The sequence below is a fragment of the Corynebacterium sp. UMB2355A genome, assembly GCF_033877495.1.
GTDB lineage: Bacteria > Actinomycetota > Actinomycetes > Mycobacteriales > Mycobacteriaceae > Corynebacterium > Corynebacterium pseudogenitalium.
The window spans coordinates 870,509-892,865 of record NZ_CP138855.1 but is presented as its reverse complement, the minus strand read 5'-3'; the positions used below and the strand labels follow the sequence as shown (position 1 = coordinate 892,865).

Below are 22,357 nucleotides of genomic sequence, written 5' to 3'. Positions count from 1 at the left end.
ATCTCCGCGCTGGAGGTTTTTAGGTCGTAGATGGCGTCGTCAATGAGGCGGGCTTATGCGCGGGGTGACTTGCGCTGTATAGCTATGCTTTGTTGCTGTGAAGTTCGGCCTCTAGCTCGGACCGGGAAAACCCTAAATGCTCGATGACTTCGTCGAGGCCCGTGCGGTTGCCTTGTCTCTGGCGACGCGAACCAGCGCCAGCGTTGCGTCCTGAAGCGTTTCTCGGTCGCGGAAAATCGTTCTACCTCGCAAGCGTCAACGACTTCGGAGACGAGTTTTCCGTGATACGACCAGGCAACCTGCGTGTGTTCCTCGGCAGGCGAAACGGTTCCAGTGTTGCCGTGCTGCGACGCTTCAGTAACCGTGCCCAAAAAACTATTTAGAAATCTATGTAGTTGCAACGGGGGTACGTTTGCGTGACAGGGCTTTGGCTGGCCTTCGGACTGAGGCGTGAGGAGACATCAATCTCACGAAAAGACGTCATCCTTAGGCATTAGCTCTAAAAACGGATTCTCTGAGGTCTTAAAAAGCTCTGGAGCCTAGGCGCCTCCAGGCGACAACGCTCCGGTAACCGGCCCGTCGTCACTCCAACATATCCTCTTTTGCCGCCATGAGCCATAGACGTGACCCACTAATAACAGCGTGATAGAGTTCCACATGCGAAACTAGGCAAAAAGAAAACCCGCCTCCGAGGAGAACGGGGAAACTATGTATCGGATTTTACACGATTGAAAAGGTTTGTCGAGACCGAACCAACACGAGGAACGGTTGTATCGACGACAGTGATTAACATCTGCGGCCGGGCGAAAAATCTGGGCTAAAGCGTGCATGCCAGTCAACATGGCTTGGGGTGTTCGGTATTGCCGAACGTTCGCTAATGCCGAACGCTTTTTAGCTGGGGTGAGAGATCGTCGTGGCGGTGGGGTGGAAGCGAAAGCCGTAACGATCCGTGCTCAGCGAACTATCAGAAATAGGGGGCCGTGCAACAATGGTTCGAATGTCGCTTTTACACAGGAAGTTCAAAGAAACGGTGGAAGAATAGTTTGCGGTCACCTGTATGAACGCATTTCAGCAGCTTAAGTAGTATTTTATATTTTGTGGTGATGCGCTGGGGAAACTCGCCTGAACGTTTGCTGTCACGTCATGTATGTAAGGTACACGCGCCGGGTGCCCCTAATGTGAGGTGAATCATTCACGAAGCCTTGACGTGAGTTAAAAATACGTGCAAAATTAACGGCTAAGACACACCATCACGGTGTGCAACCTTAAGAAATGTAGACACACGGGCACCCGCCCACAATGTCAAGACCTGTAAGGGGTAAGTATGGATCTCGCAGTCATCACCGACGCGTTGAAGGACTTCAGCACCTTCTCCAGCAATATCGTCAAGTTGTTCCGCCTCATTCCGGACCTGTTTATCAACTTCGGCAAGCTGGGCGACAAAGCAACTGCCCTGCCGAAATAATCACGGCTTAACTCTCAACATCCCACTGATTTTAAACTCAAAGGAGTAAACTCATGCAGGCACTCGAGAACTGGGCGTTCCTCTCGTCTGACGCACACGTAGCAGGCGCACTTCTGACCATTCTGAAGCAGCTCGGCGAAGGCGCAGACGCCATCGTGAAGCTGATCGGTCTGGTTTCCTAAGACCCCCTGATACAAACCCCGCCACAAAATGTGGCGGGGTTTTCCCTTTTGGGAATGCGTGGGAAAACGGGGGTGGCGTCGATAAATAAAAACCAACAATCAGCGCCGATCCGGGGGCAATGGGGTTAAACTTGATACATGGCTGACCACAAGGATGACGAACTCCCAATGATCGACCTCGCCGCCGTAGAAGGCTGGATCGTCGACGACACCGATGAAGACGACCCGGCGCTGCTCATGCCGGACGGGACACCAATCGAAACCTGGCGCGAAAACTACCCCTACGAAGAACGCCTCAGCCGGAGCGAGTACGAAGAACAAAAGCGTGCCCTCCAGATTGAGCTGCTGAAGTGGCAGAACTGGACTAAAGACACTGGTCAGCGCCACATCATTATTTTTGAGGGTCGTGACGCAGCGGGTAAAGGCGGCACCATCAAACGCTTCAACGAGCACCTCAACCCGCGTGGTGCGCGCACCGTCGCCCTGGAAAAGCCGAGCCCGCGCGAATCCACCTCCTGGTACTTCCAGCGCTACATCCAACACTTCCCGGCAGCAGGCGAAATCGTGTTCTTCGACCGCTCGTGGTACAACCGCTCCGGCGTCGAACGCGTCATGGGCTTCTGCACCGAATCCCAACACGCCGAATTCCTCCGTGAAGTGCCGATGCTTGAGAACATGATCCTTGGCTCCGGCATCTCGCTGACCAAGTTCTGGTTCTCCGTCACCCAGAAAGAGCAGCGCACCCGCTTCGCCATCCGCCAAGTAGACCCGGTGCGCCAATGGAAACTGTCGCCGATGGACCTCGCATCCCTGGACAAGTGGGACGACTACACCAACGCCAAGGAAGAGCAGTTCCGCTACACGGACACTGACGAATCGCCGTGGATCACCATCAAGTCGAACGACAAGAAGCGCGCCCGCCTCAACGCGATGCGCTACATCCTGAGCAAGTTCGAATACACCAACAAGGATCATGATGTGGTGGGGACGCCGGATCCGCTGATTGTGAAGCGTGGGCGTGATCAGATCGGGGACTAGGGAGTAGGCCTATCTGGGAGGCAGCAACGGAAAGGGAGGACTTTCCGTTGCTGCTTTTGCTGGGGGCTACACGCATGATGTCTCTTCAGCCCCTGATAGGTCCTCGGAGCCGACTTCTTGGGGATAGGTATTTGGGGTGGGATAGTCATCACGAGCGGAGTCGGGATTTTGTGAACAGAATTGCAGATGGGAGTAATGCCCCTTTAGACCCTTAAGCCTGAGACTCGGCTTTCGATGAAGGTGCAACGCTAGTCGGACACTCTAGCATGGGTAGCCCGTCTGTCGTGCAAAGCCACGCTGCTAGCAAAGTGCTGCAGACGGCGGCTTCTACGCGGAGAAACTGTGGGATTAATGGCTGAAACGGACGGACAGGCGGTTAGAGAGTTAATCGTTGAGGCGCCTCAAACCTGCGGGAGGATGCCGGTCTAAGACCACATTCCATATGGACCTCGAGTGTTGTGAGCTGGTGAAACGTCGGGTTTGATGGGGATAAATCGAGGAATTTGGTGCGTGGACGTTGGAGTCTGATGTCGCCTGTACTTACCTGCCAGAAAGGGATGTCGATGGCATAATTGTCATAGTGTAATGGCTATGGGACAATAAACGTTCTTTACCAGGAGATGGAGGTGGGATGGCGAATGAGCACTCGAACGATGCGCAACATGACCCGTGGCAGGGTGATAGCTCGCTCCAGCGACGGTCGGATAATTCGGGAAGCACGTATCCACGATCCAGCGGAAAACCTGGAGAAAGCGTGGAAGCAAACGGGGCAGGCACTGCGGCAGGCGATCGACTCTCAGAACAAGATGATGTTTTAGAAGCCGAGGTGCTAGATCAGGTTAGTAACAGGGTCACGCACGATCTCATGAGCGTGATGCGAGTTGCTCCTTTGCCTCATCCTAGTGAACTTCAAGCTTACGAAGAGGTCGAAGCTGGTTTAGCAAACAGAATTGTCGCAATGGCAGAGGACTCTGCCATTGCGGCGAATGAAGCGACAAGGTCCAACGCCGCAGTCAACTACGCTCTAGCCGAATCAATCCGTGAAGAGGGGAGAGCGGTGAGAAGAGGACAGTGGATGTTTGTCTGCCTAGCGGTTTTGTTTTTGGCTGTGGCGGTAATTCTTGAGCTGCTTGACCGAACTCCATTTGCAACGGGTATGGGGATTCTCGGTTTCTTAAGCCTGTTGGGCAGTATGTTTATTCCCAAGAAGAAGCCCCAATGGGGTCCTTCAGGAAAAGGGGAAGAAAGCTCAGCAAGGTAATGCGGAGGGCCCCACAGTGCGCCCACCCAAAAAGCAAACCCCCACCCCCATTTACCTGGGGATTCTTAAGGCTCTGTAAGTATTGCTGTTCTCTCCTCGAGCACGGTACGATTGCGGTGTTTTACACCAATAGAAGCATCCATAGAAGCTGGAGCACAGCAAAAAGGGCGGTTTCATGACAACAGCGGGTTGGCCAGCATTTGGCGAACCGCCTCGGCTGCGACGAGCCGCAGCGGCAGTAGTTGTGTCCATGCTGCTCGCGCTGGTTGCCGTGCTCGGAGGCCTCGGCGGTCAAAGCTCAGCGAGCGCCGCCGACGCTAACGGCCGCGTCAATATTGGGGACTGCTCGTTTCGTAAGGCGGACGGGGACGCCAAGAAGTGGGCGAACCAGATGTGTTGGATTGATGCGTCGGATATTGCGAAGCCGGGGACGCACAATGTGACGAAGCGTTTCGGGGATTACACGCTGACGTACACGGTGACGGTGGAGGCCTCGGATACGGGGACGGGGTCGAATAAGGGCAGCTTGTCGGCGGGGCAGCAGCCGCCGTGGAGCCGGGCTGCGTTCGGGAACCAGATTGCGGGGCAATCGTTCTTCGTTGCGGAGACGGGGGCTACCGCGAATGACATTTTCCAGACGGAGAAGAACCGCTTCGTGCGCCTTTCGTTCCGCAACGTGAAGTTCACGTACCGCGGGCAGCCGCTGCCGTCGTTTCGGATGATGGTTGCGGATGCCGAGTCGACGGGCAGTGTGCTCGGCGGCGAAATGATCAGCGTGGATGTCTCCAACTCGGGCGGCACGGGCACGGTCAATCCGCCGATTAGGCTGACGCCGAACGGCAGTCGTGAGGCGTGCCGGAAGACGTTCGGGGCGGGCGTCGAGAGGAATCAGTGGCAGTGGGCCGACATGGGCGGCAAGAAACGTGACTTCATCTGTGATAATGACTCCGGCGGTACCTACGGCACGTTCCTTGTTGGGTTGGATTCGCCGACGGCGTTTGAGATTGGCATCGCGTCGAACTCGGGCGGTACGGCACGCTTCCCGGACCCGCGCGGCAACCAGGCGTTCGCGATGGCGATCGCGCTTAACCGCATCTCCACTCAGGAAGGCAAGGAGCTGGGCACGGCGGACACGGCGGCGCAGCAGGCGTTCACCGGCCAGGCGGAGCAGCCGGTGACGAGGATTTTCACCCAGGATGGGCAACAGCGTAACTGGATTGAGCCAGTCGGTGGGTCGAGCACTACTCCGGTGCTGCGTCGTCTGAACGCGGACGGTGTGCCGGAGGATACTGTCGGGCTGCAGTCGACGATGGCTGGGAAGGATCTGGCCTTTCGTCGTTACTCCCCGGAGTGGACGTGTAGCGCGATTTCCGCTGACGGCGCCACGGACACCTTCGTGTACGAGCCAGGAGCCAACACTGACCAGGCCCCGGTGCGTTTGACGCACAACGGTGCGCCGCTGAGCCGCGCGGATGCGGAGCGCAGTGGCATTTGGTTCCGGGAAAACCGCGCGGAGGGCGTCTCCGAGGTGCAATTCGCGAACAAGGAAAACCGGGAAATCAACTGTAACGTGCACTGGAAGTCTCGCTTCGCCCCGGCATCGTTGGAGCTGAACAAGCGGGTCACCGGCACGGCGAGCAATTACGCGGAGCTTGCCGGCAAGAAGTTCACCATCGACTACGCGTGCACGGCCCCGGAGGGGTTCCAGGCCGCGTACCCGGATGTGAAGCTCAGCGGGTCCCGCGAGGTGCAGCCGGGTTCTCGCCAGCTTGTCGACGGCCTGCCAGCCGGCGCGACGTGCACCCTCAAGGAAACCGCGCCTGCGGCGGTGTCGGGCGCGGACCTGGATCTGCGGTGGAATGGCGCCACCCACGGCACCCCGAACCAGGGCAGCGCGCAGCATACGTTGACGCTGCAGCCGAATACCGCACCTGCGGCTGTTGAGGCGGAGAACCAGTACTCGGCGCGGACTGCGACGCTGCAGTTGCGTCATGTGGTGCAGGGCCCGGCGGCGACGCCCGTGCTGCAGAATCAGGAATTCACGTTTGAGCTCAGCTGCCCGGCCACCAATGCGCCTGCGCGGCAGATCACGGTCCGCGGGGGCGCCCCGGTGACCGTGGATGGTGTGCCACGCGGGCAGGATTGCGTGTTGCGCCCCGTCGAAGGGCTGACAGCGGAGCAGCAGAAGTACATCAGCCTGACCAGCAGGGACGCCACCGGTGCCGCCCAGCAGCAGGACGGGCTGGCGCTCCGCCTGCCTGCGACCGGGCCTGCGGCCGCCGAGCCGGTGGAAATCCGCAGCACCTACGACTACCGCACCGCCGATGTGCAGGTGCACCAGGTGCTTGCGGGCCCGGCGGGTGCGTTGCCGTCCGTGACGGGCCAGGGCTTCAGCGCGAACTATGCGTGCACGGCCCCGGACGCGACGAAGCGCACCGGCACTGTGACGCTGACTGATGGCCACGCCGTCATCCCGAAGATGCCGGTCGGATCTACGTGTACGTTGAGCTCGCAGGAGCCCACCGCGGCTCCCGGCGAGGGCCCGGTGCGCACGTTCGAGCTGCAGAGCACGACCGTCGCGCCGCAGACGTTGACGGTCGGCGATGGGCAGGCGGACGCATTCACCATCACCCGTACTTACGACTACAAGTACGGCACTGCACAGCTTTCCAAGGTCGTGACTGCCAACGGGGTGCGCAGCTTGCCCGCGAATTACACGTTCAACTTCGCGTGTGGTTCCCGCAACGTGGTCACCGACGGGCAGGTCACGGCGGTCAAGCTTGAGGGCACCGCAACGGTCGCCCCTGGTGCGCCCGTCACGCTGAAAGTGGGGGATCCGCGTGTCGACGACGGCCCCGGCGCCACCATGCGCGTGCCCTACGGCAACACCTGTACCTTCACCGAGGATCGCCCCCAGCTGCCCGGCGGCGTGAACTGGGACACGGACGTGGATAACGTGGCGCTGACCATCACCGGCGCCACCAACACCGCCACCGTGACCAACACGTTTACCCCTGCCGGCAACGGGCTGACCATCACGCAGCGCTACACCGGGGAGCAGGCACTGTACCCGAAGGTGGGCGTCGATTATCAGTTGAGCTGCGGTGCATTCCAAGAGACCTTCCAGCTTGCCGACGGCGCCCAGCGCACCTTCAGCGCCGCCGAAATCCCCGCAGGCACCCAGTGCACCCTTGCGCGACGCAGCCCGGTGGACACGCAGCGCACCAACAGCAAGGGCGTGGACTACCCGATCACCCACACCACGGTGGGCCATTACGCGCCGGGTGGCGAGCAGGCCACGGAGCTGGCGCCTGGCGTGTCGTTTACGGTCGGGGAACGCGCGACGCTGGCCATGGAGGACGAGTTCGCCTACCAACGCGCCACCCTCACCGGGGTCAAGCGCGTGCGGTTCGACCCGGCGACCAAGGACCTGATCGCGCCTGCGAAGCAGGAGGCGTGGCTTGGTCGGGAGTATCCGGCGTCGCTGCGCTGTGTGCTGCCGGACGGCACGCCGGGGGCGTCGCTGCAGGCGTCGGTGCGCAATGGCGTGGCCGTAACCCAGGGCGACCTGGTGGTGGGCAGTAGCTGCACCGTCGCGGAGAACCCGCTGACCCCGGAGCCGGGCATCCACATGGCGGCCACGACCGCCGTGGACGGCACACCGGGCAACACGTTTACCGTCGCGCGGGCTGGTAACTCGGTGGAGTTCATCAACACGTTCTCCCGCCGGGTCACCGACGCAACCGTGCGCACCGGCGTGGTGCTGCCGGGGACGGCGCGCCAGGACTATGAGGTCACGGGGAAGACGCTCGGCGCGTTGCTGCCCGCCCACCCGTTGACGATGGTGTGCCGCGACGGCGACGCTGAATTGCTCCGCCGCAGCGCCACCGTCGACGGCGAAGGTGCCGTCAGCGTGGCAGGCGTGCCGGTTGGCGCGGCCTGCACGGTGGAGCTCGGCGGGTATGCGCCGCTGGATCTCCAGGCGGACACCCCGGAGGGCCCGCTGCGGGCAACCATGCTGCCGGACGCGGTGGACTGGACGCTCAGCCGCCCGGACTCGACGCTGGCGACGGGCAAGCCACTCGAACAGCCCAGCGCGGCAGCGCTGTCCCCAGCGTTTGTGGTGGAGGAAGACGCGGCGGCCAACGTGGTGCGTGCTACGAGCCGCTACGTGTACCAGACCGCGCCGCTGAAGCTGCGCAAAGACATCCAAGGCAATCCCGCGGACATGCGACTGCTCGGCGAGGCGAACACGATGCGCTTCGCGCTGCAGTGCCGGGCGCTCGGCACCGAGTTGACCAGTGTGGAAGGGCTGCCGCTGCAGCTGCAACCCGGTGACTTCACGGCGGTCGACGGCTGGCTGCGCTACATCTCCGCAGGCGGCGCGGAGTCCGCGGTGCCGGTCGGTGCGCATTGTCGCCTGCGCGAAATCGCGGTAGACAACGTGCCCGCCCAGCTCACCGTGGTTGCGGTCCAACCCAGCGCGAAGGCCGACGTCACCACCCAGGGCGCTGAGCTGCACCTGGTGAACAAGGTCAGCCGACGCACCACCAACCTGCAGGTGGCGATGCGCCAAACCGGGTACCTCCACGGCGCGGACCCCGCAGGCTACACGGGCACGCTCGTGTGCAAAGACGACGACGCCACCCTGGCCACCCGCCCAGTCCAGTTCAGCGTGGCCGAAGTTCCCGAGCGCCCGCTGCCCGGCGCGGACGCCGTGCCGGTGACCGGGCTGCGCACCATGGAGGTGCCGGCGGGGACCTCGTGCACGCTGACCATGGATGCCGCGGCGGCGCTCAGCGCGCGTGGCGAGCTTGAAGTGTCCGTGGGTGATCGCCGCCCGTACCTCGGCTTCGCCGCCTGGCACAACGGCACCTACGACGGCCCGGATACCACCGTGGACGGCGTCGCCCCGCAGGACGTGCGAGCCAAGCAGTACGAATACGCAGTGGACGTCCCCGCCGACGCCCCAGACACAACCGCGGCTGACCCGGCGGTGGTCGTCGGTGTGCAGGCGCACCACCCGCGGGCAACCGTAGACGTAGCGCTGACCAAGCAGGCTGCCGGCGCTCCCGACGCAGCAGGCACCTACACCTTCCGCGCCAATTGCGGCGACGGCACCCGCGAGCCGTTTACCCTGCGCGCCGGGCAGACCCACGTGTTGCGGAACGTGCCCGTGGGCAGCGAGTGCACCGTGGAGGAAGAGCAGACGGCTGGTACGTACACGTTCGCGCTGACCTCCCAGGGCGCCAAGCTGGGGGAGAGCTACCAGCCTGAAACCGGCACACCGACCGTGGCGTTTAAGGTGCTCGCCCCCGAGGCCACCGACACGAGCCGCGCGGGCGACGCCTGGGCGGCGACCGCGCTGAACAAGTACGCCAGCGTGGCGCTGAACAAGCGCATTTCAGGCACCCCGCTGTCCGGCGTCACCAACGTGGTGGATACCGCCCTGTTGCCGGATCACGCCACCACCATGGACGTCACCTACGAGCTGACCAACACCGGACAGTTTGACCTGAGCAACATGGTGCTACGCGACCCAGCCTTGGCAGGCATGACCGCGCGCACGCCCGACGGCCCGCGCACCATCGGCGAGCAGGGCACCATCCCCGCCACGGCATGTTCTGCGGTGCGGGCGGCGCTGGCGCCGGGCCAGTCCGCAACCTGCACCGTCACGGTGGACATCCCCGCGGAAGGAACGTTCCACCACCGCGGCACCGCGACGCTGCAGGCAGCCACGGGCACCCTCGGGGCGGTCAGCGCCGAATCCACGTACGGGGCGCTGCGGGTGCCGTCGACCATTGGCTGGTTGTTGCCAGATACCGGCCGCACTACACTCGTGTGGATTCTGCTGCTTGGCCTGCTGCTCTTTGGCTTCAGCGCCCGTCGCTTCCTTACAGAGACTTCAACCTCAACAACTCCAACAACAGAAAGTTAGACACCATGAAACACATCATTTCCCGCACAGCACTTGCAGTATCCACCGCGGCCGCGGTCGCGTTCGTCGGCCCGGTCGGCGCTTCCGTCGTGGCAACGCTGCCTGCTGCCGTCGCCCAGTCGCAGGTTGACGTCAACCAGGCCACGAAGCTGACGATCAAGAAGTACGAGGGCGAACCGATCGGTGAGGGCGGCAGCCTCGATGACATGAAGACCATCAAGGGCGTCACCTTCAAGGTTGAGCGCATCGCCACCGCGCCGCTGAACACCGCGAAGGGCTGGGACGACGTCGCCGCAGAAGGCGAGAAGAAGGTTTCCGATGTGCAGGCGGACCCGAGCTTTAAGGCGAAGGAAGTGGCGACGAACGCTGACGGCGAGGCCGTGTTCACCGACCTCGGCGTGGGTCTCTTCCGCGTCACCGAGCTACGCGCCGAGGGCGCGAAGCACTCCGTGGCGACCCCGTTCCTGCTTACCCTCCCGGCATTCGAAAAGGGCGTAGCGCAGTACGAGCGCACCATCAGCCCGAAGAACCAGATCCTGGAGCCGAAGAAGTCGCTCATCAGCGAAAACATCACCCAGGGGGATAACGCCCGCTACCGTATCGACGCCCCCATCCCAGCGTTCGGCCCGAACCCGGAAGGCGATCAGCTGAGGGTCGTCGATAAGTTGGCTGCGAACCTCAAGTGGAGCCAGGCCGATCACCCCGTGCAGGTGCAGGTGCTGAAGTCCGCCAAAGACGAGAACCCGGAGACCCTTGCCGTTGGGACCCACTACACCGTGGCCGATGCAGGGGGCAACACCGTCGACGTCGAGTTCACCGAGGCCGGCCTGAAGAAACTACGCGAGCTGCGCGCCGCCAACCCCGGCCTGACCGTACGCACCGAGTTCGACGCGACGCTGGTCAAGCTGCCTGAGAACGGCACGATCGACAACACCGCGCAGGTGTACTACTCCAACGACGATCAACCGCACAACACCACCCCAACCGACGACCCGAACGACGGCGCCACGACGCTGAACTTCGCCAAGGTTGAGGTGACCAAGCTGCTGAACAAACAGGCCAAGGACGGTGACAAGAACGGCGCCGGCGCCGAGTTCCAGATCTTCACCTGCACCAAGCAGGACGACGGCTCCTGGAAGGTGGACGAAGGCACCGCCGCTCAGCGCGTCGTCATCGGGAAAGAGGTGAAGACGACCCTGACCGCCGACCAAACCGTCGCCAAAGGCGACCACGCCGGGGCAGCCCTGGCGAAGGCCGAAGGCCTCAACCTGACCAAGAAGGACAGCAAGTTTGCCGACTACTGCGCCGTAGAAACCAAGGGCGTGTCCGGCTACCTGAATAACCCGGAGCCACAGCCGTTGAACTACGACGAAGCCACGAAGACGCTCACCGGCAGCGTCAACAACGTCAAGGACAACCTGTTCGGCCGCCTGCCAGCAACCGGTGAGCGCACCATGCTCATTATCCTGGCGCTTGGCGTGGTCCTCTTCGGCGGCGGCGCTGTCTACCAGCTGCGCTCCCGCAAGGCATAGGTAGAGGAGCACACGGCGGTGAGAAACCCGGGGACTGCGATGGCGGTGGCGCTGGCCGTAACGGTCGGCGTTGCCGACGTCGGCATGCCTGCGTTCGGGCCACCCGTCGCGGTGGCCGCCGCACCGGGCAGCGTCACGGTGGACCTTCGCGCCGCCGCAGGTGTCGACGGCCTGGACACCATCGGGGAGCGCACCGTCACCGCCTCACGCATCACCACCGTGGACATGAGTACCCAGGCCGGGCGCGAATCCCTAGCCACCCTCGACGTCCCCGCACTGCTACGCACGCAGCCCGACACGATCGTCGAAGTCGCCACCGCGCGCACCAGCGGCGGACGCGTCACCCTCGACGGCCTGCACCCCGGCGCGTACCTCTTCACGCTTGGCGACAGTGAGGCGAAAGCGGCGTCGCAAGTCTTCTTCGCGCCCTTCGTGGTGCCCGTGACGGGTGGCTCCGCGCGCACCGTGGAACCGAAAGCCCAGCACCTCAACGTAGTGCTCACAGCCAGCCGCCAGCGCGTCCACCCCGGCGAGGACGTCGCCCTCACCGTGCGCGGCGTTGCGCCCAACCCGTCTCTCGACGGCACCATCGGCCACTACGAGCTCACCCTGACGCTCACCGGAAACCTGGAATCCGACGGGGAACCCACCGTGCGCATCAACGGGGAGGCACTCAGCCCAGGTGACGTCACTTTCCACCGCGAAGGCAACCGCTTGCGCGCAGCCTTGACCAAGTCCGGCCTGGAAAAACTCGCGCGCACCCGCGCCGCTGACGTCACCACCACCGTCACGCTCGAGCAGCGCGCCCGCGCCACCGCGGAAGGCACCGCAGGTGCCGACGCCACCCTCACCACCGACGGCATGGACCCCGAACGCAACCACGTCACCATGCAAGCCACCCACGCCGACGTGCTCATCGAGGCGCCTGCGCAGCAGGGCTCCTCCACGGGAGATTGACGCTGGCTGTGGGGCCTACTCGGCCTGCTGCCGCTCGTGCCGCTTCTGCCAGGGCTGCCAGGGCAGGCGGGGTCCTCGGGCACCGCCCCGGCTGGACCATCGCCGACAGGCCCGGCACCGAAAGCGACCGCGCCGGAAACACCGAAACCTACAACTGAGACGCAGCCTTCACAGGACGGACCGCGGGGGCGCGTCGGCCAAGTACTCGCCTACACCGGCGCCAACGTCATCTGGCTCGCGCTGCTCGCCCTCGCCCTGATCGTTGCGGGATGGTTGCTGGCGCGTCGAAAAGAAGACGAGCAGGAACAGTGAGCCAACCCACCCGCAAACGCGCCGGAAACCTCATCTCCCTCATCGGGCTGATCCTCGGCGCGCTCCTGCTGCTGTACCCAATCGTGGCCACACTCGCCACCAACGAACAGCTCCGCCGCCAAGCCGACGCCTACAGCGAACACACCACCAACCTCAGCGCCGAAGAACGCGACGCCCAACTCGCCCGCGCCTGCGACTACAACCAACGCCTGCTGGCCACCGGCACACACGCACGCCCACCCTCAACAAACGACCCCGACATGCCCGACTACATGGCACAACTCAACCTGCCAGGCTCCGGGGGCATCATGGCACGCATCCGCATCCCAGACATCGGGGTGGACCTCCCCGTCTACCACACCACCGCACCCCACGTACTCTACGAAGGCGCAGGCCACATGTTCGGCTCCACCCTGCCCGTCGGTGGCGACGGCACCAACTCCGTCATCACCGCCCACACCGGCATGGTCAACGCCGCCATGTTCGACTCCCTCCCCACCCTCAAACCAGGCCAAGACATCTACATCGACGTAATGGGGCAACGGCTGCGCTACCAAATGGTTAGCCGCGAAATCGTCAAACCGGACCAATACCAGGCCGTGCGCTACCAGCCGGGGGAAGACCGTCTCACCCTGATCACGTGCACCCCCTACGGCCTGAACACCGACCGGCTGCTCGTCCACGCCATTCGCGTGCCCCTCGACCCGGACGCCCCCGAACCGCGCGTCACCGGCCTGGGGATTAGCTGGTGGATGATACTCGTGGCCCTGATCGTGCTGGTGGTGCTGCTGCTGATCCTGTGGCGCTGGTGGAAACGGAGGCGCCGGGAGGCTGGGTAGGGGTAGTTGGGGGTTGGCGTGGCACCAAATTCCTACACGCAGGGGTCGCGACCTGGGGCTTTGCAGGTCGGCCTTATTGAAATCGGGGAATTTGGTGCAGTAACATTCGAGCCTGACACCAAATTCCCACGCTCACAATCTGCGACCTGGGAAAACGCGACGGCACCTCTTCCAAAAGAGGGAATTTGGTGCATAGATGGGGCAGCGAGTGACAAAAGGCGCAATCCTGCCCGCTGACTCCGGCAAAATCCCAGGTCGTGAAAATTGGGCTGCGTCCTTTGTCACTCGGGGTGGCGGGGCAGACACCAAATTCCCTCCCGCGAGCCACGTGACCTGGGGGAACGCGGAACCCTCCCCAGAAATCAAGGAATTTGGTGCGCAAGTCTGCAGTGCCCCAAGCACCCCAACCAAAAACTACAAAATCGCCTGCGACAGCTTCCGCAGGTTCTTGAGCTGCTTGTGGTTGGCGGCGTCGAGGGCGCGTTCCTCGGCGGCGGCCACATCCTCCGCGAGTCTGGTCAGGGCCTTGCCGCCCTTCTTGGTGGCGGTCACGATTTGGCGGCGGCGGTCCTTCGGGTCGCGTTCGCGTTTGACCCACGCGTGCTTCTCCAGGCAGTCGATGAGGCGGACCATGTCGGAGGCGTCGATCGCGAGGAGCTCAGAGAGCTGCGACTGGGAGCGTGCTTGCTCGGATACGCAGCTGAGCACCCAGAACTCGCGCATGGAGGAGTCGTGCTTCGCCAGGGTGCGCTCCACCTCGTCTTTGGTGTGCCTGCGCACGCGCTCGATCTGGAACGATGGCGAAGTAGTCAGCGCCTCTGGGAGTTCAATCGTGGCCATAAATCTCAGAGTATCGGGCTGCTGGCCAGGAATGAAACCGTGCTACTCGGTGGGCAGCCCGTTGGCGATCCACTCCATGGTGCCGCCCTCGACGTTGATGGGTTCCCAGCCGTGTACCTGCTCGAGGTATTCGCATGCGCGGGAGGAGCGCCCGCCGGAGCGGCAGATGACGTAGATGTCCTGGTCGGGGTCGATCCGGTCGGTGAGGGTGGTCAGTTCGCTCAGTGGCAGGTTGGTGGCGCCTACGGCGTGGACTTCTGCGTATTCTTCGGGTTCGCGGACGTCGATGAGCTGGGCGTTTTCGGGTACTTCTTTAACGTTGATGGATTGCATGTGCGCGATTGTAGCGGAAGTGCCGGGTGCGTCGGCTACGATTTCCACTATGCGTACGCCTCCTCGAACTCGACCGCCTCAGTGGGTGTTTTGGGTGCGCCGGGTTGTGGCGTTGGTGCTGCTCGTGGCACTCATCTCGCTGTCAGCAAGGTGCGGCAAAGAGGAGCCTGCGCCTGCGCCCGAGCCTCCAGCAGAGGTTCCTGCAGCACTTGGTCAGTCGCAGCCGCTCGAGATGTTTATTCCCTCGGTCGGGCTTCGCGCGCACTTCGAGGAGGGCCCGTGCCGCGTGCGCGCGGACGCCTTGGATCCGGCCACATTAGATAAGGCATGTGTGTATACGGCGCCGGAGAAGCCGTATTCGCTGCCGGGGCCGGGTGCTGAGGATCTGGTGGTCGTCGCTGGTCACACGGGTGCAGGGGTGCACGGGGTCTTTGACCAGCTTTTCGACGGCTCCTCCGACCAGCACACCATCCGGGTGGGGGACATGCTGTACCTGCGCACCGCCGACTCCGAGGCAGCTGGTGGGAAGTGGTTGTCGTACCGCGCGACTGACCTGCACGATCCGGTGAAAGAGGTCATGGCCAGCGATGTTGATATTTGGGGTGATGGGCCACGCCCGGGCCTGCTGCTGACGATCTCCTGTATTCAGCCGCGCAATATTTTGGCGGACTCGGTTCGCAACGCGGTCATTGGGTGGCAATTTTCGTCCGTGCTGGATGCGCCACCGACCGATACCGGCGCAAAGTAACTGAAGTTTTTTGTGTAAACACTTGTGACTGGGGTGAAGTGCGTCTACAGTGGGGCTAAACCATGAAGTAAGACTTGAGACTTCATGTTGAGCAAAGGAGCCCCTAATGAAGCGCAACACCGTTTTGGCCGCCGTCATGACCGGCGCGCTCGCAACCGCCATCGTCCCCATGGCCCAGGCACAGGACATCCCGCTGCCGGCCGTGACCCACGACATCAACGGTGCCGAGTACTTCCTCACCCAGGACGGCACCCACTACGTGCCGGACCGCAACCTGGTCAACATCGCCTTTGACCAGCTCTCGGCGGCTGACCGCGAGCGCGCAGTGGACGTGGCGAAGGCGGCTGTCGCCGGGCTTATCGACGCCCCCGCCGCCGAAACCGCAGCGCCCCAAGCTCCCGCAGCCGAGGCAACGACCCCTGTCGAGCAGCCAGACCCGACCGGCGACCACCAGGACGTCCCATTCACCGCCGAAGACGTTGACCCGAACAACCCGGCACCAGCGGCAGCCGGCCTGATCGCCCTGCCAGCAGTGCTCGCTATCGGTGGTCTGACGTACTACCTCAACGCTGACGGCAAGACCTACGTCACCGACCTGGCCCGCATCAACGAGCCTCCAACCGACGCCGAGGTGAAGGACTCCAACGCGCTGCTCGCGGAGAACGCCGCTGAGGTCGCGCGTCAGGGCCTGGCAACCTCCAAGGCTGCAGGTCAGGCGCCTGTTGAGGCGCAGCAGCAGGCCGCCCCAGCGCAGGCTCCGGTTGCAGAGCAGCGTGGTATCGCGGCTGAGACCGGGTCGAACACCCTGGTGCGGGCGCTGTTTGCGTTGGTGGTGGCGTCGATAATTGGTGCAGCCGTCTTTGCATACGGGCGCCGGTTCCTCATATAGTAAACCTTTGTGAAAACTCGAAATGTTCTTGCTGCTGTTTGTGCTTTCTCCCTGGTACTAGGGGGTACGACGCCCGCTTCCGCGCACGTCGACGTGAGGCCCAACGGGTCCGAATGCAAAGCGTTGAAGTCGCAGTTCAAGCGGGGGCAGCAACTGGACATTTCGCGGTTTACGTTCGCGGGTGACCGCAATACGGGCATCCGCAACAACACCCTCTACCTTTACGACACCACCGGCCACCGCGCCGACATCCAGCGCGCCGCCGACCTGTGGGTCAAGGCCGTGCGCGACCGAGGTGGATACCTGGATATCAAGTTCATCGACCACAAGACGCCCGAGGCCGTCAGCGTGATCGTGGACCCAAGCCTGCGGCCGCTGGGGCGCGTGACCGGCGGCGGGCCGACACTGACCGTGCGGATTAGTCCCAGGATGTTTGGGCGCTATGTTGAGGCGAAAAGCCGCATTATGACCATCGCGCACGAAATGGGCCACGCGATGGCACTCGCGCACAGCTGCGACGACCTCCTTATGGTCGTCGGAGGCTCCCGTAAACCCGGCCTGGTACCCCAGCCTCTCGACGCCGAAATCCTCATCCAGCGCAACAACCTGCGCCAGAAGCCGACTCCTACACCGGAGCCTTCGCCTGAGCCTTCGCCTTTGCCACCGGTGGTGACGCCGACGACTTCCGAGCGTCCGAAGCCAAAGCCGACGACATCGTCTTCTTCGTCTTCGTCGTCGAGCCAGCCGTCCCTCCCGGACCTGCCACCGTTGCCGATGCCGACGATCCCGAGCGCCCTACCGCTGCCAACGACCTCGACGAGCTCGACGACTTCTGAAGCGCCCTCCGTCACTGTGACGATTGCTCCGGAGACCACGCCGTCTACCTCGACGACTGCTACCTCTAAGCCTTCTACCTCTAAGCCGTCCTCGACGTCTTCGCAGGTACCGAGCACCGACTACATCGTTGCGCCGGAATACGTCGCCCCGCCAAAGCCTTCCACGGTCGAAGAGGGCGAACGCATCGTCGCCGACGCAGAAGCCACGTTGAAGAAGGCCGAGCAGGCTGAGAAGAACGCTCGGAGTACGAAGGACCGCATCTTGGCGCGCCTGCACGTGGAGAATGCGGAGCGTGCCCTCGCGGAAGCCAAGGCAAACCTCGGGAAGCTGCGCGAGCAGCTCGCCAGCGAGACCTCAACGACCACGTCCACAACGCCTACCACGTCGACCACGTCCGCGCCGCGGACAACCGCGACTACGTCGGTTGCGCCAACTCCGACCACGTCGATTACGTCCGTTACGCCAACTCCGACCACGTCGACTACGTCCGCGCCGCGGACAACCACTTCGGCGGCCCCGAGCGTGTCGGCAACGCCAACTACGTCTACGACTTCCGCTACGCGGACAACGCCGACGGTGGGGCCGTCGACAAGCGGGGAGACCTCCACGTCATCGCCTCGTTGCTGCCCGAACTGTGGAGCCACAACACCGCAGTACGAAGCCCCGAGCTACGCGCCCGCAGTGAAACCAAAGAGCGTTGAGGAAGCCCGCGCGGCGCTGGCGACCGCCAAGCAAGAACACAAAATCGCCGAAGCGCTCATGAAGGTTGTGCGCCGCACCGGTTACGCACCAGAAATCAACAAGGCGCAAGCCGAGCTTGACCGCACGTTCTTCCGCGTCGTCGAGGCGCAGGAAAACCTGGACGAGCTGCTGGCAAAGGAGCCGACGCCAACAACCACGGACGTCACTTCTTCTGCTGCGCCATCGTCGGTGACTACTTCGGTCACACCGTCTCCGACCACGTCAGAGGTTTCGACGACCACATCCTCGTCCGCGACCTCGTCCACGTCTTCGTCCGCGTCCTCGGAAGCACCGAAAGCGTCCGCGCCGCGGACAACCGAAACGACTACGGCGGAGCCTTCCACGGAGCCTTCGACTTCCGAGGCGCCGAAGGTGTCCGCGCCGCGGACAACCGAAACCATCGAACCTTCGACCTCGGAGACGTCGAAAGTGTCCGCTCCGCGGACAACTACGCCAACGACTACGCTGGTTGAGCCCGCACCAGAGTCTTCAACAACGCTGACTACGACGGCATCCTCTTCGACGACCGAGTCGACTACCACGTCCGAGTCCGCCGCGCGGACAACTGAGGAAGCCCCAGAGCCGGAGGTGGGGACGTCGACAAGTGAGCCGGCACCCGAGCCGAGCGTTCCGGCGCCTGCGACCTGCGCGAAGGATGGTTCTTCAAGTGGATCCTCCGAGAATTGCGAAGGCAGCTCGAAGGGCGGCATCATCGCGGCGATCCTGGTGCCGCTGCTTGCGCTGCTGGGCGCGGCGGCGTTCTGGGCGAAAGATCACCTCAAGTTCTAGACGCTCGTGGTGTGCAGATTGGGCAGCCAGTGACAAAGGACGCAACCCTGCAAAAGCGCATCCTTATTTCCGCTGGTAGGAAAAGGGCTGGATGTATTGGGTTGCGTGTTTTGTCACTCAGGCCGACTCGGGCCTGCTGAGCCGACGCCAAAACCAGGAATTTGGTAGAGGCCCAAGCAAAAAGCCGCCCGGGAACACCCAGGCGGCTTCAAAGGCAGCAGACTACTTCTTGTAGTTGTCGATGGAGGCCTGCAGGATTTCTCAGCCTCTGCCTTGTTGCCCCAGCCGGAACCGGAGACTTCCTTGTTCGGCTCGAGGTCCTTGTAGTGGACGAAGAAGTGCTCGATTTCGTCCTTGAGGAACTGGGAGACGTCGTCGATGTCCTGGTAGTGGTCGTAGCGGACGTCGTCGATGACGCAGAGGAGTTTGTCGTCGCCGCCGGCTTCGTCGGTCATCTTGAAGACGCCGATTGGGCGTGCCTTGACGATGACGCCTGGGAAGACGGACTCAGGGAGGATGACGAGGGCGTCCATTGGGTCGCCGTCGTCGGCGAGGGTTTCGTCGATGAAGCCGTAGTCGAGTGGGTAGGCCATCGGGGTGAACAGGTGGCGGTCGAGGTAGACCTTGCCTGTTTCGTGGTCGAGTTCGTACTTGTTGCGGGAACCCTTGGGGATTTCGATGGTGACTTCGACAGCCATGTGCGCTCCTTTTGTAGTCGCGTTGATAATACCGGTACTTATCATACGGGGCTGCGTCGCCGTGTGGGTTTGGGCTACGCTTATGCGCCGTGAAGCTTTGGACTTGGATTGTTGGCGGGGTTGCGTTGGTCGCGGTGGGTGGCGCGGCTGGCTTCGGTGTGGCGGCGCAGCAGGAGTTGGCGCGCATTGAACACGCCCCGGCGTATCAGTTGCCGCAGGCGGAGCCGGTGTTGGTGCCGGCGGTGCCACGCCCGGTGGATGTCGAGGCGCTGCAGGCGCGCCTGGCGGAGCTTGCGGAGGACCCTGCGTTGGGCACGTTCCACGCGCGTGTATCGGACGGCTCGACGGGTGAGGTGCTGTTTGATCGGTTGGCGGGGGAGGCGTTGCGCCCGGCGTCGACGACGAAGATTCTGACGGCTGCGGCGGCGGTGTTGGAGTTGGGGGCGGATGACAGGATCGAGACGCAGGTGGTGAGTGGGGAGCAGCCGGGCTCGGTCGTGATCAAGGCGAATGGTGACGTGTGGCTGGACGCGGAGGCCATCGACCAGCTCGCCACACAACTCAAAAACCAGCAGGTCACCGCCGTCTTCATCGACACCAGCGCGTGGGAAGAGCAGCCGACCATGATGCCGGGTTGGGACCCCGTGGACATCGATGGCGGCTTCGTCGCGCCGCTGGAGCCGGCGATGCTCTCGGGCGGTCGCCTGAACGGGGAGACCGAGGGGGACGTGCCGCGCTCGCATACTCCGGCGTTGGATGTGGCGCAGGCGCTCGCGGACCGCGTGGGCGCCGAGACGGTCGGTCTCGGCCCGGCGCCCGCGGAGGCGGACACGCTGGCAAGTGTGGAGTCGCCGGACCTGGTGCAGCGCCTGCACATGATGATGAAAGAGTCCGACAACGTCTACGCGGAGGCCATCGGCAGGGAGGTGGCGGCCCACGTAGGTATCGACGCCCCCTCCGCCACCCTGCACGTCCTGGCGGAGCACGGCTTTGACACGGACGGCATCACGCTGGTGGACAGCTCTGGCCTGTCGGTGGACAACCGGATCACCCCGCGCATGTTGGACAGCATCCTGAGTGATGCCACCCAGCACGAGCAGCTGCGCCCGATGCTGGACGCGCTGCCGGTCGCGGCCGGCGACGGCACCTTGGCCACCCGCTATGGGGACCTGGCCGGGCGTGGCTGGGTGCGCGCGAAGACGGGCACCCTGGACGAGACGTCCGGGCTGGCCGGCACGGTGACTGCGGAAAGCGGCAACGTGTACACGTTTGCGCTGCTCTCGAATGACTCGGACATTCTGGAGGCGCGCCGGGCGATGGACACGTTCGCTTCGGCGCTGCGGGAGTTCTAGCCATGGAGCCGTTCTGGCCCCGGCGCAGCCCCCACTTTTTGGCGTGCCGGCGCGCAGTGCGCGGGTGGACGGAGCCTGCGGTAATTGGGCTGTCGGGCGGGGCGGACTCGTTGGCGCTGGTAGCGGCGGCCGCAGCGGAACGCTTGGACGTGACGGCGCTGGTGGTGGACCACGGGCTGCAGGAGGGATCGGCGGAGGTGGCCAGGCGCGCGGCGGAGCAGGCGCGGAACTTTGGGGTGCCCGCGGAAATCGCGACCATCCAAATCACACGCACAGGTAAGGGCACGGAGGCCGACGCCCGCCAGGCCCGCTACGCGGCCCTGTTCGAGCACGCCGGCCCCGACCGGGACGTGTGGACGGCCCACACCGCGGACGACCAGGCCGAAACGCTGCTGCTCGGGGCGCTGCGCGGCAACCCGGCGGGGATGGCGCCGCGCGCGGGTCGACTGGTTCGCCCGTTGCTGGGTGTCCGCCGCGCGGACACCGCGGGCGCCTGCGCCGAACTGGGCGTCGCACCCTGGCAGGACCCGATGAACAAGGACGAGCGGTACCGGCGTGTGGCGCTGCGCACCCGGGTGATTCCGCTGCTGGAGGAGATCGTCGGTGGGGAGGTGGTCCCGGCGTTGGCGGGCACGGCGGACCGGATCGCGCAAGCCGCAGCGCAGCTGCAACGCATCACCCCGGCCCCGAACGCCGAAACGCTGGATTGCGCGGAGCTTGCAACACTGCCGCCGGTGGTGAGGAGGGCGGTGTTGGCGGAGTGGGTCGTCGAAAAGCGGGGGGAGGTCAAAGGTGCCCACCTTGCGGCTATTGAAGCCCTGGTGACGAACTGGCGGGGACAAGGTGCGGTGCAGCTCGGCGGGGGAGTGCGGGTGGAGCGGCGCGGCACAACGCTTCTGTTCGCGTAAATGGTTGTCCAAGGTGACGTGAAAGTGGCAAGATGATGAACTGATGCCAACCGAGAAGGGCTTGAGAAAGGGCACCCGATGACCGAGCTGTATGACAAGAAGGATTTCAACGTTGCGCCACACCGCTACGGAGACGACGTAGAGGCGGTGTTGATTCCTGAAGAAGACCTGCAGCGGCGCATCCAAGAGCTGGCTGACATGGTCTCCGAGAAGTACCGCGACTCCGAGCAGGACCTAGTGCTCGTGTGCGTGCTCAAGGGCGCGGTGTTCTTCTTGACGGACTTCGCCCGCAAGCTCTCCATCCCGTGCGAGATGGAGTTCATGGCGGTGTCCTCCTACGGCAGCTCCACCACCTCTTCGGGCGTGGTGCGCATTCTGAAGGACCTGGACAAGGAGATCGAAGGCCGCGACGTGCTCGTGGTCGAGGACATCATCGACTCCGGTTTGACCCTGTCGTGGCTGCTGAAGAACCTGTCGGGGCGTAACCCGAAGAGCCTCGAGGTGATCACGCTGCTGCGTAAGCCTGAGGTGCAGAAGGCCAAGATTGATCTTCTCGACGTCGGCTTCGACATCCCCAACGAGTTCGTCATCGGCTATGGCCTGGACTACGCCGAGCGCTACCGCGACCTGCCGTACGTGGGCACGTTGCACCCTCGCGTCTACTCCGACGCGCCTGAGGACATCTAATACACACAGAA

General features: G+C 63.5%; 17 protein-coding genes and 1 pseudogene. 15 read left to right on the top strand and 3 right to left on the bottom strand.

The window, feature by feature from the left end:
• The first annotated feature begins 1,324 nt into the window (after nt 1–1,324).
• The 9 genes from R0V12_RS04350 (at nt 1,325) to R0V12_RS04310 (ending at nt 13,524) form a co-directional block, all read left to right on the top strand.
• Nucleotides 1,325–1,465 carry a hypothetical protein gene (locus R0V12_RS04350; RefSeq protein WP_168156160.1) on the top strand — a complete coding sequence of 47 codons (141 nt, stop codon included), beginning with the start codon at nt 1,325–1,327 and terminating at the stop codon, nt 1,463–1,465.
• 53 nt (nt 1,466–1,518) lie between these two features.
• Nucleotides 1,519–1,647 (top strand): hypothetical protein, encoded by a 129-nt coding sequence (locus R0V12_RS04345; RefSeq protein WP_255366114.1) that lies wholly within the window; start codon nt 1,519–1,521, stop codon nt 1,645–1,647.
• Nucleotides 1,648–1,785: 138 nt separating this feature from the next.
• Nucleotides 1,786–2,685, top strand: coding sequence for a polyphosphate kinase 2 (ppk2, locus tag R0V12_RS04340; protein ID WP_070361875.1), 900 nt, complete (start codon nt 1,786–1,788; stop codon nt 2,683–2,685).
• 754 nt (nt 2,686–3,439) lie between these two features.
• On the top strand, nt 3,440–3,946 hold the full coding sequence (locus R0V12_RS04335) for a DUF2335 domain-containing protein (RefSeq protein WP_177224263.1): 507 nt from the start codon (nt 3,440–3,442) through the stop codon (nt 3,944–3,946).
• Nucleotides 3,947–4,121: 175 nt separating this feature from the next.
• Nucleotides 4,122–9,884 (top strand): CshA/CshB family fibrillar adhesin-related protein, encoded by a 5,763-nt coding sequence (locus R0V12_RS04330; protein WP_320072907.1) that lies wholly within the window; start codon nt 4,122–4,124, stop codon nt 9,882–9,884.
• 5 nt (nt 9,885–9,889) lie between these two features.
• Nucleotides 9,890–11,416 carry a SpaH/EbpB family LPXTG-anchored major pilin gene (locus R0V12_RS04325; RefSeq protein ID WP_320072906.1) on the top strand — a complete coding sequence of 509 codons (1,527 nt, stop codon included), beginning with the start codon at nt 9,890–9,892 and terminating at the stop codon, nt 11,414–11,416.
• A gap of 18 nt (nt 11,417–11,434) precedes the next feature.
• A complete protein-coding gene (locus tag R0V12_RS04320) occupies nt 11,435–12,373 on the top strand; it encodes a hypothetical protein (protein WP_320072905.1) in 939 nt (312 codons plus the stop codon).
• Between the two features lie 36 nt (nt 12,374–12,409).
• Complete coding sequence (locus tag R0V12_RS04315) at nt 12,410–12,685, top strand: LPXTG cell wall anchor domain-containing protein (protein WP_320072904.1); 276 nt, start codon at nt 12,410–12,412, stop codon at nt 12,683–12,685.
• On the top strand, nt 12,682–13,524 hold the full coding sequence (locus R0V12_RS04310) for a class C sortase (RefSeq protein ID WP_320072903.1): 843 nt from the start codon (nt 12,682–12,684) through the stop codon (nt 13,522–13,524). The genes R0V12_RS04315 and R0V12_RS04310 overlap by 4 nt, the downstream gene beginning before the upstream one ends.
• A 414-nt stretch (nt 13,525–13,938) precedes the next feature.
• Here R0V12_RS04310 and R0V12_RS04305 read toward each other — a convergent pair whose 3' ends face one another.
• Entirely contained in the window at nt 13,939–14,364 is a 426-nt protein-coding gene (locus tag R0V12_RS04305; protein WP_320072902.1) for a MarR family winged helix-turn-helix transcriptional regulator, read from the bottom strand.
• A gap of 42 nt (nt 14,365–14,406) precedes the next feature.
• On the bottom strand, nt 14,407–14,697 hold the full coding sequence (locus R0V12_RS04300) for a rhodanese-like domain-containing protein (RefSeq protein WP_070975668.1): 291 nt from the start codon (nt 14,695–14,697) through the stop codon (nt 14,407–14,409).
• A 49-nt stretch (nt 14,698–14,746) separates the two neighbouring features.
• Here R0V12_RS04300 and R0V12_RS04295 point away from each other — a divergent pair, with 49 nt between their 5' ends.
• From R0V12_RS04295 to R0V12_RS04285, 3 genes are all read left to right on the top strand, one after another.
• Nucleotides 14,747–15,445: a hypothetical protein gene (locus tag R0V12_RS04295; RefSeq protein WP_320072901.1), complete on the top strand. Its 699-nt coding sequence runs from the start codon at nt 14,747–14,749 to the stop codon at nt 15,443–15,445.
• A 106-nt stretch (nt 15,446–15,551) separates the two neighbouring features.
• Entirely contained in the window at nt 15,552–16,334 is a 783-nt protein-coding gene (locus R0V12_RS04290) for a hypothetical protein (protein ID WP_070975563.1), read from the top strand.
• Nucleotides 16,335–16,457: 123 nt separating this feature from the next.
• Nucleotides 16,458–18,701, top strand: a complete 2,244-nt coding sequence (locus R0V12_RS04285; protein ID WP_320072900.1) for a hypothetical protein — start codon at nt 16,458–16,460, stop codon at nt 18,699–18,701.
• Nucleotides 18,702–18,923: 222 nt separating this feature from the next.
• Here the strand turns inward: R0V12_RS04285 and R0V12_RS04280 are convergent.
• A pseudogene (locus R0V12_RS04280) lies at nt 18,924–19,399 on the bottom strand (inorganic diphosphatase).
• Between the two features lie 89 nt (nt 19,400–19,488).
• Here R0V12_RS04280 and dacB point away from each other — a divergent pair.
• The 3 genes from dacB (at nt 19,489) to hpt (ending at nt 22,346) form a co-directional block, all read left to right on the top strand.
• On the top strand, nt 19,489–20,751 hold the full coding sequence (dacB, locus tag R0V12_RS04275) for a D-alanyl-D-alanine carboxypeptidase/D-alanyl-D-alanine endopeptidase (protein ID WP_320072899.1): 1,263 nt from the start codon (nt 19,489–19,491) through the stop codon (nt 20,749–20,751).
• A 2-nt stretch (nt 20,752–20,753) separates the two neighbouring features.
• Entirely contained in the window at nt 20,754–21,659 is a 906-nt protein-coding gene (gene tilS / locus R0V12_RS04270) for a tRNA lysidine(34) synthetase TilS (RefSeq protein ID WP_320072898.1), read from the top strand.
• Nucleotides 21,660–21,737: 78 nt separating this feature from the next.
• On the top strand, nt 21,738–22,346 hold the full coding sequence (gene hpt / locus R0V12_RS04265; protein ID WP_176754803.1) for a hypoxanthine phosphoribosyltransferase: 609 nt from the start codon (nt 21,738–21,740) through the stop codon (nt 22,344–22,346).
• Nucleotides 22,347–22,357 lie beyond the last annotated feature (11 nt).